Raw genomic sequence first — 13,421 nt, forward strand, 5'->3', positions numbered from 1 at the left:
AATGACCCTCATGCTCGCTGCTATGGCTGCGGCCGCATCGCCATGGGTTCGCGACGGCCATCACTTATGCTAGGAAGCGGTCTACCTGCATCACGAAATCTTCAACCTCCTGGAACAGGAACGCGTGGCCAGCATCGGGATAAAGGATTAGCTTTGCATCGGGTGCCTGCTGTGACAATACGAAAGAGCGATAGGCCGGTAGCATGACATCACACGCGCCGTTGGCAACGAGCATCGGCAGACGTAGTTCGCTGGCCCGGTGCAGCACGCCCTGCCACGTCGAAATGGCCTTGATTTGTGCCATGAATGCCTCGGCCGTGACGGCGGGGCCGCGGTCCAGTTGGTCAGCGATTCTCTTCAACGAGGCGCGGCCCGCATCGACTCCGAATTCGCTTTTCGAGAAGAATAGAAACAGGAAATCTTCGATGTCATTGACGGGACGTGTCATGACCTGCGGAACTCTCGGATGAGGTTGCGGCCCATCTGTGATTCCACCGGGACTGGATCCAGCGACGATCAGGCGTCGCACCAGATGCGGGGCCTCAAGTGCCAACTGCTGCGCGACCACCCCGCCTAGCGACCAACCCAACACGTCCACCTGCTTTTGACCCAGTGCTGCGATGACCGCGCATGCTACCGCCGCCATGCCCGCAATCGTGTCCGGCACGATGCCGCCCGACCGCCCGATTCCCGTACTGTCGAACCAGATGATGCGCCGATCCGCCGACAGTTCTTTGATAAACGCCGGATCCCAATCATCCATCGTGCCGCGGAACCGCTGCAGCAGCAGTAGCGGGAGACCTCCCTCGGGGCCCGTTTCGCGCGCGCAGATTCGGCCATATGGAGTGTCGATGTCGAAAGAACGTGTCATGGTGGGTAGATATATTGTGGATCGTTCTCGATGAGTACCCCGCCAAGCGTATTGCCGAATCCGTCCCGATGCAGGACATAAACGCGGCGCTTTCGGTCATGCCTTTGGTTCGCGCCCACGCACCGCCGAGTATGACGACACGTGCATGCAAGATTGTTGTCCGAAAATTGTGCGTATATGTCAGTCCGTGGAACATCACTATCCCTATGCTTGGGCGTATCTGCTTGCCACTCCATGCGCACCAGGCAACTCGCTCTCACCCAAAGGGATACACATGCCATCACAACTCGGAACCGCTCTCGTCACTGGATCGTCCTCCGGCATCGGCGCCGTCTACGCCGATCGCCTCGCGGCACGCGGCTATGACCTTATTCTCGTTGCACGCAATGAAGAACGGCTGCGCGCGCATGCGGCGAGGCTCGCGAGCACGCATGGTGCCCACGTAGACACGTCACCGCCGTCATGCGCTTGTCCTATGCGGCCGCGCCAGCGTTTGCCGCGCGCGGCGCCGGTGTGATCATCAACATCGCATCTATCGTCGCGATCGCTCCCGAGATCCTCAATGGGGTCTACGGCGGCGCAAAGGCATTCGTACTCGCATTCAGCCGCTCGTTGAAGAAAGAGTTGAGCGAAAGCGGCGTGACCGTTCAGGTCGTACTGCCGGGGGCTACCGGCACTGACTTCTGGGAAGTCGCGGGTCTCCCTACGTCGAATCTCCCGGAAAGCTGGGTCATGACACCCGAAACGCTGGTGGACGCAGCACTGAGCGACCTCGACGCCGACGTGTTTGCCTCGATTCCGTCGTTACAGGACGACTCGCAATGGCATGCATGGGAGACCGCGCGCGAAGCCATGGCGTCAAATTTGTCCTCCCGCGTCGCCGCGCCGCGCTACGCGGCGCGTGCCGGGAAGCAAGACTAAAACCCTGAACCTCACTCCCCATGAACAAAACAATCGCCCCTCTGGCCTTGGTTGCTATGGCCACCCTCTTCTCTCACCAACCGGCCCGAGCCAGTGAAGCCCTCGCACAGAAGTACGCGTGCGTGGGCTGCCATCAGGCAAATGCCCGCCTGGTAGGTCCGTCGTGGAAAGAAATCGCCACCAAATATAAGGGCGGCAGCAAGGCAACGGAGCAACTCGCAACCAGCATCAAGGCCGGTGGCAGCGGTAAGTGGGGCGCTGTACCGATGCCGCCGCAGCCGCAAGTGCCCGATGCCGATCTCACCGCCCTGGCGCAGTGGGTCCTTTCGCAGAAGTAGAGGAGGCCAGAATGACCACCCTGAACATCAATGGCAAGACGGTCGATGTCGACGCCGATCCGTCCACGCCGCTGCTGTGGGCGCTCCGCGATAATCTCGGCATGACTGGCACGAAGTTCGGCTGTGGCATGGCCGCGTGCGGCGCGTGCACGATCCATATCAACGGCACAGCGACGCGGAGCTGCGTTATGCCGATCTCGTCGGTGACCGGCACTAAGGTCAATACCATCGAGAGCATGGGCGACGACAGAATCGGCCGCGCGGTTCTGGACGCCTGGATCCGGCACGATGTGGCGCAATGCGGCTACTGCCAGAACGGTCAGGTGATGAGCGCCGTGAGCTTGCTGCGCACCAAGCCGCGGCCGAACGATGCCGATATCGATCAAGCGATGGCGGGCAACATTTGCCGCTGTGGCACTTATCAACGTATCCGCGCGGCTATCAAGGATGCCGCGCGCGCGATCGCCTGAGGAGCGCCACATGCGTATTCGTGGACTGGAAGCGCTGGCGGGCGGTGGTAGCACGGCCGCGCCCGAAAACAGCGTCGCGCCGCTCTCGCGCCGCACCTTTCTCAAACTGACCGGCGTTGCCGGCGGCGGACTCGCGCTGGGCCTGGTCGGCGGTGTCGAACTCGCCCAGGCAGCGGAAGACGGCGCGAAGCAAAAATCGCCGTCGCCTCCGCAGGCATTCGTGATCATCGCCCCCGACAACACGGTGACGATTGCGGTCAATCGGCTCGAGTTCGGACAGGGTGTGCATACCGCGCTGCCAATGGTGCTGGCCGACGAGCTCGACGTGGACTGGAAGAACGTGCGGTCAATGCTGGCCCCGGCCGGCGATGCTTACCGCGATCCGGGCTTCGGTATTCAGATGACGGGCGGCTCCACCGCGCTGATGCATTCGTTTACGCAGTATCGCGAGCTCGGCGCACGCGCCCGGGCGATGCTCGTGACTGCGGCGGCCAAACAATGGAATGTGGACCCCGCCAGCTGCGCCGCCGTGCAGGGGGTGGTCACATCGGGCACGCGTCGCGCCACCTATGGTGAGCTCGCCAATGCGGCCATGAGTCTGCCGGTGCCGACGACCGTGGTATTGAAGGACCCATCGCAGTTCCGCCTCATCGGCAAGCCAATGCCGCGCCTGGATGCCGCCTCGAAGCTGCGAGGCGACCCCGTGTTCGGCATCGATACCCGGCTCAAGGACATGGTTGTCGCCGTAGTCGCGCACCCGCCCCGCTTTGGAGGCAAGGTGAAGTCGTTCAACGCGGACAAGGCGCGCGCGATCAAGGGCGTCGTCGACGTCATGCAGGTGCCCGCGGATCGCGGCGGCTCCGGCCTGGCGGTGGTCGCCAACGGATACTGGGCGGCCAAGCAGGGGCGCGACGCGCTGCAGATCGAATGGGAGGACACGGGCTCGAAGGTCAGCACGCAGGCGCTTTACGAGGAATACAGCAAGCTTGCGATGCAGCCGGGCAAGATGGCGCTCCCGCTGGAGAGTGGCGACGTGCAGGCGGTCCTCGCGGGCGCTGCGCGCGTGATCGACGCCGAATATCGGCTGCCGTATCTCGCGCACGCGCCGATGGAACCGCTCAACTGTACCATGCAGGCCGAGATTAGCGGCAATAAGGCGACCAGCGTCAAGGTCTGGGTCGGCTCGCAATTTCAGACCGTCGATCAGACGGCGATCGCCCAAACGTTGTCGCTGCCGGTCGAGAAGGTGACGCTGAACACGATGATGGCCGGGGGTGGCTTCGGCCGGCGTGCCGTGCCGACGTCGGACTACCTGGTCGAATCGGCAGGCGTACTTCGCGAGTGGATTGCCAGAGGGCATGCCGAACCGCTCAAGGTCATGTGGAGTCGCGAAGACGATATCAAGGGCGGCTACTACCGCCCGCTGCACGTCCACCGCGCGCGCATCGGCTTCGACGAAAAGGGGCAGGTCGTAGGTTGGCAGCACGCGATCGTCGGCCAGTCGATCGTCATGGGAACCCCATTTGAGCCTGTTCTCGTGAAGAACGGCGTGGACTCGACCATGACCGAAGGCATCGTCGAGAACGAATACGCTCTGCCGATGCAGGTGACGGCCCATCACCCGAAGGTCGATGTCGCGGTGCTCTGGTGGCGCTCGGTGGGCAACACCCACACGAGTTTCGTCAAGGAGACGCTGATCGACGAGATCGCCACGGCCGCGAAGCAGGATCCCGTCGCTTGGCGCATGGCACGACTCGACACCACCAAGCATGCCCGACACCGCGCCGCCTTGCAGCTGGCCACGGATAAGGCCGGCTACGGCAAGCGCAAATTGCCGAAGGGGCATGCGTGGGGCGTGGCCGTGCACGAATCGTTCGGGACCGTAATTGCGTATGTCGTCGAAGTGTCCGTCGCCAAGGGCGAGGCGCGCGTGCACAACGTCACGGCCGGTGTCCACTGCAATCGCGTCGTCAATCCGCTGACTGCAGAAGCCCAGGTCCAGGGCGCATGCATCTTCGGCTTGTCGATGATTCGGCCCGGCTTCGCCATCGAGATGGAGAACGGAGTGGTTCGGAACAGCAATTTTCCGGACTATCCGCCACCGCGGATGCCCGATGCACCGCGCATCGACGTGTTCTTTGTGCCGTCCGAAGACGCACCGTCGGGACTGGGCGAGCCTGGCGTGCCGCCGATCGCACCGGCGGTCGCCAATGCACTGTTCCGGCTGACGGGCAAGCGCCAGCGGCAGATGCCCTTCGTCGTTTGATCGTTTGATCGTTTGATCGTTTGATCGTTTGATCGTTTGATCGTTTAGAGGCAGAGAGGCAGAGAGGCATCACGTCCTCTCTGCCTCACAATCTACTGTTAGCAGCAACCGTTTGGTTACTGTGCACCCTGTATGCCGCGCCCGCACTTGGTAGTGTTCCCTCAAAGGGCTTTGTCGTCCTCGATGACGATGGATTTGTAAGGTCGAGAACTTAGTTCATTCGATGTAACCGGGAATTAGCACCAGGATCAGTGTCGAGCTACAGAAAGAAACCTATAATGCACTTTTAATGTGAGACACCGACCGCTCATGGGTACTGACCACCCACGCGCCAGGATGCCCTATGCGCCTTGTCTGGTGTCGGCATCCGTCTGGGTGAGGTCGTATTCGAGCCGCGAGGCACGTCGTTTCGCAAGCCGGTGGTGCGACGCTGCGCATCCTAGCGTCGAAGACATGCTCGTAACGCGACCACATCGGTCGCTGGCCGTCAGTTCATTCCGTCACTTCTTGCTCGACTAGTGCATCATTTCGCCGGATGCTGCTTGGCGACACGCCGTAGGCGCGTACAAAGGCCCGGCGCATACGATCGCGGTCCGCGAACCCTGTGTCTCGAGCCACGGTTTCCATCGGGTGACGACCTGACTCGAGCATGGTTCTGGCCATTTCCAGCCGGAGCATCTCGACGGCCTTAGCCGGCGACTGCCCAGTCTCCTCGCGGAAGACACGGCTGAACTGCCGCGGCGACAGGCGCGCGGCATCCGCTAGCTCCTCCACCGTCAGCGCATTGCGCAGATTTTCCTTCGCGTAGATCAGTGCGCGTTTGACGCGATCGCTGCGCGGCTCGAGTTCCAGCAATGCAGAAAACTGGGATTGCCCACCGGGGCGGCGGTAATAGACGACCAGACGTCGGGCCACGTTACGAGCCAGCGCCGCGCCGTGGTCGTGCTCGATGAGCGCCAGGGCGAGGTCCATTGCCGCAGACATGCCGGCCGAGGTCCAAATGTTTCCGTCCTGAACAAAAATGCGATCCTCGTCGACACGAACCTGAGGAAAGGTTTCCTGCAATCGTCTGGCATGCAACCAGTGGGTGGTAGCAGTCTTTCCGTCCAGCACGCCGGCTTCTGCAAGTGCGAACGCGCCCGTGCAGATGCCCGCGACACGTCGTGCCTCGCGGGCCGCACGGCCGATGTAGGACTTCAGCCCGGGATCCAGGGGGCCCGGGACACGAATCCCTGCAACCATCAACGTATCGGGCATCGTGTCGAATTTGGTGGTCACGATCCCCAAGCCAATTGTCGAATGAACGATACCTCCGTATTGGGAGAGGATCGTCATGCGGTAGCCCTCTTCGCCGAGCTCCGCATTGGCCAGTTCAAACGCGGATAGCGCCGAGAGACCGATGACCTGGAATCCATTTTCCAGAATCAAGCCGATTTGCCGCATTGCTTCTTTCTCGTTACGTCAGCGTCCCAATGACAGTTTCATGAGACTCTCCCGCAATCTATTCCTGGCGCYTGACGCCGTCAAGTGAGCGGTCAGTGTCGAGCGCCGCGCAGCCTGAAGATGTCCGGAATCTCCGCGATTTCGTCTGTCCGCAGAGACACGACCAGGCCTATCCTTGCCATGCCTTCGCCCCTCCCTCGCAGGCGTAGGGCTCCGCCCCGGAACCGGCAACCGAACAAGGATGCCCAGCAATTCCGCATGCGACGAGCAGCCACCTCGTCCACATCGTCGATGACGAAGACGCAATCCGCACATCTTTGTCCAGCCTCCTCCGCTCCGCCGGCTTTGACGCGCGTACCTTCGAGCGCACATCGACCTTAAACGCGTCCGAGAAGCCGGACCGACCGAGCTGCTTGCTGCTTGACGTCCGCCTGCGCGGTGAAAGCGGTCTCTATTTTCAGCAGAAGGCCACCCAGGTCCATCGCATGCCCTTCATCTTCATGACGGGCTTCGCCGACATCAGCAGTTGCGTACGCGCCATGAAAGCTGGTGCTTGGGACTTTCTGCTCAAGCCGCTTGTTGATCTGAACAAGCAGATTGCAGCCGAACCTGGCATCAGCGATATCACCGTCAAGGTACACCGCGCTGCGGCTATGCGAAAGATGAGGGCAACCTCCCTAGCCGACATTGTGCGCAAAGCCGACCTAATCGGCCTCACACCGGACAGTGATGATCGTCTCCCCAATCACTTTGTCCTGAATCGACGGATTAATGACATGTGAAACCGCATGGGTTTCCGCCACATTAGAGGGCAAGTGGCGCTGTGGTCTGAAGCACCGAGGCAAGCGCTTTCTCTTCTAACGAAAGGATGTGGTAATGCAACTCACCGGGAATACCATCTTTATTACGGGCGGGACGTCGGGCATTGGCCTGGGATTGGCGAAGGCCTTTCATGCCTTGGGAAACAAGGTCATCATTGCTGGACGCCGCAAAGTACTTCTGCAGCAGATTTCGGTGGAGCATCCCGGCATTGATGGCGTTGAACTCGATATTTCCGACGCTGCCGACATCGTTCTAATCAACAACGCGGGCATCATGCCGTTTGACGACGCGTCGACTCCCGTCGAGGATGCCGCGTCTCGCAGCATCCTCGACACCAACCTCTTGGGCCCGATCCGCATGACGTCGGAGCTCGTCGAGCATCTGAAGGGTCAACCGCGCTCGACGATTATCTACAACACGTCGGTGCTGGCGTATGTCCCGATCGCCACTAATGCGGTCTATTCCGCATCTAAAGCGGCGCTGCACTCTTATGCCCTGTCGCAGCGCTTCATGCTCCGCGCGACCAACGTGACAATCCAGGAGATCGCACCGCCTTGGGTCGACACCGACCTCGTCAAGAAGAGCGGCGATCCGCGTGCCATGCCCCTGGAGGCGTTTATCGAAGAAACCATGCGCGGCCTCGCGACCGAAGCGCCTGAGGTGTTTGTCGAGTCCATTCGCGCCATGCGCGATAACCCGGGACTCGGCGAGCATCAGTTGGTTCACGACTTCAACCAGCACATCGCCGATAACCCCATCCCGGTTTAACGAGAAGCCTGGCGCCCCGGCCCGGAGTGCCAGTGACCACGCGCAGGAGAAGATCTTTGTCACACAATAGCCGTGCGGTAACGGCACCCGCGGCCTCTGCGGTACCCGCCCCCGAACGCAACGACTCGCTAGTACCCGCCTTGTTTCTGGCGCTCGGCACGTTTGCGATTGGCACCGAGGGATTCATGATTGCGCCTCTGCTATCTACGATGGCAGCCGATTTCGGAATGACCGTGCCACATACCGCACTGCTCGTCGTGGTATTCACACTGACCATGGCCGTGAGTTCACCTGTCGCGACGGTCATGACGGCGCGATTACGGCGTCGCAGCGTACTTCTGTTCGCCATGACCATCTTTGGCGGAGGAAACCTGCTGGCCGCCTGGTCGCCCAGCTTTGGGCTCCTGATGGCCGCACGCGTGATGATGGCCGTTGCTTCGGGTCTGTATGTGCCCAACGCCAACGCCCTTGCCGGTGCGATCGTATCTGCTAGCAAGCGAGGCCGGGCGTTGGCCATTGTGAGCGGGGGTATGACACTGGCGATCGCGCTGGGCTTGCCTCTTGGCGGCGTAGTGGGACATGCCTTCGGCTGGCGTGCCACCTTTCTGGCGGTCGGCGCGATGAGCCTGACGGCGATTGCAGGGATTCTCGTCGGCGTCGCCCGGGATGCCGGTGCTGGCATTCCTGTGGCAACGCTATCGCAACGGCTCTCAATCGCCCGTCAGCCTGCCGTCGTCCGATTGCTTTCGGTGAGCCTATTCTGGTCCATCGGTGCCTATGCTGCATATCCCTATATCGCAGCCTACCTGTCTCGCGTGCTTGAATTCGACGCAGTTGGCATCAATGCGACTGTTTCGATGTGGGGCCTGGCGGCGGCAGTGGGTGTTACGGCGGGAGGCACGCTGACGGACAAGTTTGGCTCGAGCCGAGTGGCGCGCTACTCGCTTTTCGCCCTGGCACTTTCATTCTGGGCGCTCGCAGTGTCGGCCTCCACGCATACGGCGGGCCCGGCGCTGTTACCAGTCCTGGCGGCGATCGCGGTCTGGGGCTTCGCCGTCTGGGCGTTCTTCCCGGCACAGATGTCGCGCCTGATGGCAGCCGGCGGCCCGTCCCAGGCACCGCTCTCGCTGGCCTTAAACACGTCGACCATGTACTTCGGCTTTTCCATTGGCAGCGCAATAGGTGCGGCGATTCTGGCGACTGATGCCATCTGGGGCATTGGCCTATTCGCCGGCGCGTGTGAGATGGTCGCCCTTGTTCTCAATCGCCATGTGGCACCGGCTAGGTAATGAAAAAGGTCCATTCTATGAACAGCATCGCGAAAGCCATCATCGACGCCCACGGGGGCCTCGCCCAATGGCGGGAATTTACAAAGGTTCAGGCCGACTTGAGCCAGGGTGGGGCACTATGGGCTATCAAATCCCAACCCGGTGTACTCGACACGACTACGGTCACAGTAAGGACCGACAGTCAATGGGCGTCACACGAACCGTTCGGAACGCTCGCGAACAGGAGTGACTTTACGGGACGCCGAATCGCTCTACTAGATGCGGCTAATCAAGTTCTGGAAGAGCGTATCCAGCCCCGCACCTCGTTTGAAGGACACAAGCTGGAAACCTCTTGGGATCCACTGCAACTGGCCTTCTTCGCTGGCTGTGCTATGTGGACCTATCTGAATACACCATTCTTGCTCTCATGGGACGGTGTAGTGTGCGAGGACGCAGGGACATGGACAGAGCGCGGCGAAACATGGCGCAAGATCGAAGTGCGCTACCCAGATTCGCTAGAGGTATTCAGCAATGCGCAGGCAATCTACGTTGATTCCGACAATCTAGTACGTCGCCTTGACTATGACGTGGAGATCGCTGGCAATACAGCCGGAGCGCATTACGTCAGCGACTACATCACGGTTTCCGGAATCCGATTCCCGACTAGACGTCGCATCTATCCTCGCCTACCAGACGGTCAAGCGTTGTCGGAGCCGCTGGTCGTCTCTATTGATGTCAGCAACATTGCCCTCAGTTGAAGAGCCGCGCGAGGAAGTATCGCGCGGCTAAAGCATCCTTAACGCGGCAGCGCGCGCGGCACTACTTCGAGGACTTCGCCGGAGGCGTCTCCACGGTATCGAGGAAAACGACGTCTCCCCAACCATCCGGAACCGCAACGCAAATTCGAAGCCGTCGCAGCGCGGCATCGTCGATGCTGGCGCCTTCAGCTTTAGCTTTGGYGAGCAGCTTGACCTTGCCGGTGCCGCCGCAGCAGCGGTGATTTTGCGCAGGCCATGGCTGTTCATCGCCACTGGGTGGAGGTCGCTTGGTGGCCAAACACGTAGACCAGACCCGACTCAAATGGCTGCGTCTCTTGTCCGGCCCATAGCGGCCGTTGGGATCGTGATGTGCAGTGACGCCTCTTGGCCGGCAAGCGACCTCCGCTGGTCGGTTCCCCGTCGGCTTATGGCACCATTTAGCGTTCCAACTTTCCAACTAGCGTTCCGAGGCTGCGATCAGGCTTCCCTGCGTCTAGGAATACGCCTTAGACTGGACAGCGGCATTTGTCGACGCGTCAATGTCCTTCGCAGAGCCATTAGAGCTTTGCGGCGGCGCGGCAGTACGAGGTGCAATGTTGCGATTTTGCAAGGCGGGCGCGCCTTTCCCTTGCATCTCGGGAAAATGTGAGGCTAAACTCCTTGCTGTCAGTCTCCGCTAGGGGCTGAAGAGGTGCCAGCACGAGCTACTTGGCTGGTTCCCGTGTATGCCTTGTTAAGGGCGAGCGGGTTTCGAAGTTTCCGAAATCTTCCTGAACACAGGATCGCTCATGCCCTCGACTCTCGCGCGTCTGCGCGCCCGTGCCTTCCATCGTCAATCCGGTCGTTGCTTCTATTGCTGCTGCCCCATGTGGGAGCAATCCATGGGAGCGTTCGCAGCGACCTTCTATCTCTCCAGTCGGCAGGCTCGACACCTGCAATGTACGGCCGAGCATCTGCATGCCCGAGTCGATGGCGGCGGCAACTCCCAAAGCAACATCGTGGCCGCCTGCCGGCTTTGCAACGCCCGCCGACACCAGGGCAAAGCAGCGCGGGACGCTGCCCATCACAAGGAATACGTAGAGCGGCTCATGCGCCGGAGACGGTGGCACCACCCCTGGGTCTTCGAGAAGCTACTGCGTTCAGTCGGGTCCGTGAACCCGCCGACCCCCGCCGCCGTTGGCACCGATTGCGAATTCCACGCCTAGAATCCTTGGGTCGCCCCGTCACGACCGCTTGGCTGCGGCCAGCGGCTGGACCGCTCCCGACCCATTCCTGCCCCCCAGCGCTAGATCGTCAATGGCTTCTTTACGCGTTCAATCAGCCGTCAGATTCTGGGCAGGGAGAAATCCGAGCCTTAGATGAAACGCGGGCGGAAGAAATTTCCGCTTCCGGCAGCAAAAAACCGAGTGTCGCCGAAGGCATTCTAACGCCGCTTCGGGTGTCTAATCTCTTCCCTGAAGTCTTCGGCGAAAGCTTCCGCCAAGAGGAGTCTGGGTCCAGGATTCGGGAAGATGATTGCGTATCGCGAAGCTAGCTCTTCTCTTAATGGTCGCACGACGACGTCATGCGCTGAGAACAGCTCCGCAGCCCAGCGTGACACCAGTGTGATTCCCGCCCCGGCCGCTACGAGTCCGCAGGCTACCAAGGAATGGGGTGTATCCACAATGACGTTTGCCGCAACTCCAGCATTCGAAAACGCGTCGTCAATCTGGTGGCGCAGAAAACTGTGCTGGGACAGCAAAATTAGCCGCTCACTGGCAAGGTCCTTGACGGAAATTGCCCGCTTCGAGGCGAGTCGATGACCGACCGGCAGTACCGCGACTGCCGGACTGGGTTCCAGTGGCTCCATCGCGATAGCGGGCCGCGACAGCGGCAGTTCGATCAAGCCTACGTCGAACTGACGTGTAGCGACGAGATCCGCGACCTGCCGGGACGGCAGGCTCTCGATGTAGACGGATACATTTGGTCGGGTCGACAGAAAGCGAGCAATGGCCCTCGGCAACAGCCACTGAGAAATCGAAGGTAGCGTCGCAATACGCAGTGCTCCCGCGCGCTGGTTACGGATGTCTTCAGCGATCTGGGAAATCCGTTCGAGGCTGCCATAGATTGGCTCGATCTCACGGTATAACGCCTCCGCCTCAGGCGTCGCCACAAGCTTACGACCCCTGCGCTCGAAGAGCTTGTATCCGATGCGCAGTTCGAGGAGGGCGATTGCTTTGCTGACCGCCGGCTGCGTCACGTTCATCAGTTGCGCTGCTCCGACTACGGTACCCGTGCGCATTACGGAGTAAAAGGATTCAACTTGGCGTAGATTGACGGTCTTTTTCATACATAACTTTCTGGAATAAGCAGGCTGTAAAGAATGAATTGTCATGCAGAGGTAGCGCTTCTAAGATTCATTCACCCTGGACCCAAATCTTAGCGGCAAACCAGGGGTATGGAGATACGGACAAACATGCCCCCCGAACTCAAACATGACAAGACCCTTCTGCCACAGACGCCGCGCTGCGGCCTGGGCAGCTTACTGGCATCGGCAGGGGTCACCGCGTTCGCGATGTTCGCGTGCTTCCCGGTGAGCGCACAGGAGCCGACGCAGTCATATCCAACCCGCCCAATCAAACTGGTAGTCGGGTTTCCCCCGGGCGGATCTTCGGAYGCGACCGCGCGGTTGCTGGGCGCTGCGTTGAGCGTGAAGCTCGGCCAGCAGATTGTGGTGGAAAACAGGCCGGGCGCGAATTCCATCATCGCGACTCAGTATGTGAAGAGCCAGCCTGCAGACGGCTACACGCTCTTGTCGGTTTCCTCGTCGTTCGCCATCAATCCGGCCCTTCAGAAGCTGAACTACAACATCTATAAGGACTTCGCGCCCGTTGCGCTGCTCGGCGTCATTCCGCTGTGGCTCGTTACGCCGGCTAGCATTCCTGTGAAATCGATTCCCGATCTGGTCTCGATGGCCAAGGCGCAGCCGGGCAAGCTTCCTTATGCGAGCTATGGCCCTGGAAGTGCGGGTCATTTGGCATCGGAGTTGTTGCTGTCCAAGACGGGAATCAACATGATCCACGTGCCCTACAAAGGCAGTGGTCCTGCGCTGATAGACCTCATGAGCGGGCAGGTGACAATGATGATGCCCACAGTGGCGTCGTCAATCAACCTCGTCAAGGAAGGGAAGCTTCGAGCTATTGCCGTGTCGAGCAAGAAGCGTGTCTCAGCGGTCCCCGATGTTCCGACCATTGCGGAGTCGGGCGTACCTGGCTTCGAACTTGTGGCGTGGGAATCCATCCAGGCTCCGGCCAGCACCCCCGCACCTATCGTCAATCGACTAAACACGGCTATTCGCGAAGTGATGGCAACGCCAGATTTCCGCGAGAAGCTCGTCAAGCTCGGCATCGAACCGGATTCGGGCAAGACTCCCGCCGAGGTCGCTGCGTTCATTCGCAGCGAGGCAGACAAGTTCGAAAAGATTGTCCGCGAGCGCAACATCAAGGCGGAATAGGCC

12 protein-coding genes and 1 pseudogene are annotated in these 13,421 nt (G+C 60.6%); 10 read left to right on the plus strand and 3 right to left on the minus strand.

Going from position 1 to position 13,421, the window contains the following annotated elements; all coding sequences use genetic code 11:
• Positions 1 to 64: 64 nt before the first annotated feature.
• Positions 65 to 871 (minus strand): alpha/beta fold hydrolase, encoded by an 807-nt coding sequence (locus tag AC1DK4_RS33090; RefSeq protein ID WP_441614144.1) that lies wholly within the window; start codon positions 869 to 871, stop codon positions 65 to 67.
• A 274-nt stretch (positions 872 to 1,145) separates the two neighbouring features.
• Between AC1DK4_RS33090 and AC1DK4_RS33095 the strand changes: the two are divergent.
• From AC1DK4_RS33095 to AC1DK4_RS33110, 4 genes and pseudogenes are all read left to right on the plus strand, one after another.
• A pseudogene (locus AC1DK4_RS33095) lies at positions 1,146 to 1,792 on the plus strand (SDR family NAD(P)-dependent oxidoreductase).
• A gap of 20 nt (positions 1,793 to 1,812) precedes the next feature.
• A complete protein-coding gene (locus tag AC1DK4_RS33100) occupies positions 1,813 to 2,130 on the plus strand; it encodes a c-type cytochrome (RefSeq protein ID WP_441614142.1) in 318 nt (105 codons plus the stop codon).
• An 11-nt stretch (positions 2,131 to 2,141) separates the two neighbouring features.
• Complete coding sequence (locus AC1DK4_RS33105) at positions 2,142 to 2,600, plus strand: (2Fe-2S)-binding protein (protein ID WP_441614141.1); 459 nt, start codon at positions 2,142 to 2,144, stop codon at positions 2,598 to 2,600.
• Positions 2,601 to 2,610: 10 nt separating this feature from the next.
• The gene (locus AC1DK4_RS33110) at positions 2,611 to 4,866 is read left to right on the plus strand and encodes a xanthine dehydrogenase family protein molybdopterin-binding subunit (RefSeq protein WP_477132031.1); all 2,256 of its coding nucleotides are present in this window, start codon (positions 2,611 to 2,613) and stop codon (positions 4,864 to 4,866) included.
• A 492-nt stretch (positions 4,867 to 5,358) separates the two neighbouring features.
• On the opposite strand, the gene AC1DK4_RS33115 is transcribed toward AC1DK4_RS33110, so the two are convergent.
• Positions 5,359 to 6,309: a GlxA family transcriptional regulator gene (locus tag AC1DK4_RS33115; RefSeq protein WP_441614139.1), complete on the minus strand. Its 951-nt coding sequence runs from the start codon at positions 6,307 to 6,309 to the stop codon at positions 5,359 to 5,361.
• A 284-nt stretch (positions 6,310 to 6,593) separates the two neighbouring features.
• Between AC1DK4_RS33115 and AC1DK4_RS33120 the strand changes: the two genes are divergently transcribed.
• The 5 genes from AC1DK4_RS33120 (at position 6,594) to AC1DK4_RS33140 (ending at position 11,130) form a co-directional block, all read left to right on the plus strand.
• Positions 6,594 to 7,091, plus strand: a complete 498-nt coding sequence (locus AC1DK4_RS33120) for a response regulator transcription factor (protein ID WP_477115979.1) — start codon at positions 6,594 to 6,596, stop codon at positions 7,089 to 7,091.
• A gap of 94 nt (positions 7,092 to 7,185) precedes the next feature.
• A complete protein-coding gene (locus tag AC1DK4_RS33125; protein WP_477132032.1) occupies positions 7,186 to 7,899 on the plus strand; it encodes an SDR family oxidoreductase in 714 nt (237 codons plus the stop codon).
• Positions 7,900 to 8,039: 140 nt separating this feature from the next.
• A complete protein-coding gene (locus AC1DK4_RS33130) occupies positions 8,040 to 9,188 on the plus strand; it encodes an MFS transporter (RefSeq protein WP_441614137.1) in 1,149 nt (382 codons plus the stop codon).
• Positions 9,189 to 9,205: 17 nt separating this feature from the next.
• Complete coding sequence (locus tag AC1DK4_RS33135) at positions 9,206 to 9,925, plus strand: hypothetical protein (protein ID WP_441614136.1); 720 nt, start codon at positions 9,206 to 9,208, stop codon at positions 9,923 to 9,925.
• 881 nt (positions 9,926 to 10,806) lie between these two features.
• Positions 10,807 to 11,130 (plus strand): HNH endonuclease, encoded by a 324-nt coding sequence (locus AC1DK4_RS33140; RefSeq protein ID WP_477115980.1) that lies wholly within the window; start codon positions 10,807 to 10,809, stop codon positions 11,128 to 11,130.
• 218 nt (positions 11,131 to 11,348) lie between these two features.
• Here the strand turns inward: AC1DK4_RS33140 and AC1DK4_RS33145 are convergent, their stop codons facing one another.
• Positions 11,349 to 12,254: a LysR family transcriptional regulator gene (locus AC1DK4_RS33145; protein ID WP_441614134.1), complete on the minus strand. Its 906-nt coding sequence runs from the start codon at positions 12,252 to 12,254 to the stop codon at positions 11,349 to 11,351.
• Between the two features lie 126 nt (positions 12,255 to 12,380).
• Here AC1DK4_RS33145 and AC1DK4_RS33150 point away from each other — a divergent pair, with 126 nt between their 5' ends.
• Positions 12,381 to 13,418 carry a tripartite tricarboxylate transporter substrate binding protein gene (locus AC1DK4_RS33150; RefSeq protein ID WP_441614133.1) on the plus strand — a complete coding sequence of 346 codons (1,038 nt, stop codon included), beginning with the start codon at positions 12,381 to 12,383 and terminating at the stop codon, positions 13,416 to 13,418.
• Positions 13,419 to 13,421: the final 3 nt, after the last annotated feature.

This window comes from Cupriavidus sp. 05N38 (assembly GCF_056397345.1).

Coding starts and splice junctions, on each gene's coding strand:
- AC1DK4_RS33145 (WP_441614134.1), bottom strand. CDS start 12,254: ATGAAAAAGACCGTCAATCTACGCCAAGTTGAATCCTTTTACTCCGTA.
- AC1DK4_RS33125 (WP_477132032.1), top strand. CDS start 7,186: ATGCAACTCACCGGGAATACCATCTTTATTACGGGCGGGACGTCGGGC.
- AC1DK4_RS33100 (WP_441614142.1), top strand. CDS start 1,813: ATGAACAAAACAATCGCCCCTCTGGCCTTGGTTGCTATGGCCACCCTC.
- AC1DK4_RS33140 (WP_477115980.1), top strand. CDS start 10,807: ATGGGAGCGTTCGCAGCGACCTTCTATCTCTCCAGTCGGCAGGCTCGA.
- AC1DK4_RS33115 (WP_441614139.1), bottom strand. CDS start 6,309: ATGCGGCAAATCGGCTTGATTCTGGAAAATGGATTCCAGGTCATCGGT.
- AC1DK4_RS33135 (WP_441614136.1), top strand. CDS start 9,206: ATGAACAGCATCGCGAAAGCCATCATCGACGCCCACGGGGGCCTCGCC.
- AC1DK4_RS33105 (WP_441614141.1), top strand. CDS start 2,142: ATGACCACCCTGAACATCAATGGCAAGACGGTCGATGTCGACGCCGAT.
- AC1DK4_RS33110 (WP_477132031.1), top strand. CDS start 2,611: ATGCGTATTCGTGGACTGGAAGCGCTGGCGGGCGGTGGTAGCACGGCC.
- AC1DK4_RS33090 (WP_441614144.1), bottom strand. CDS start 871: ATGACACGTTCTTTCGACATCGACACTCCATATGGCCGAATCTGCGCG.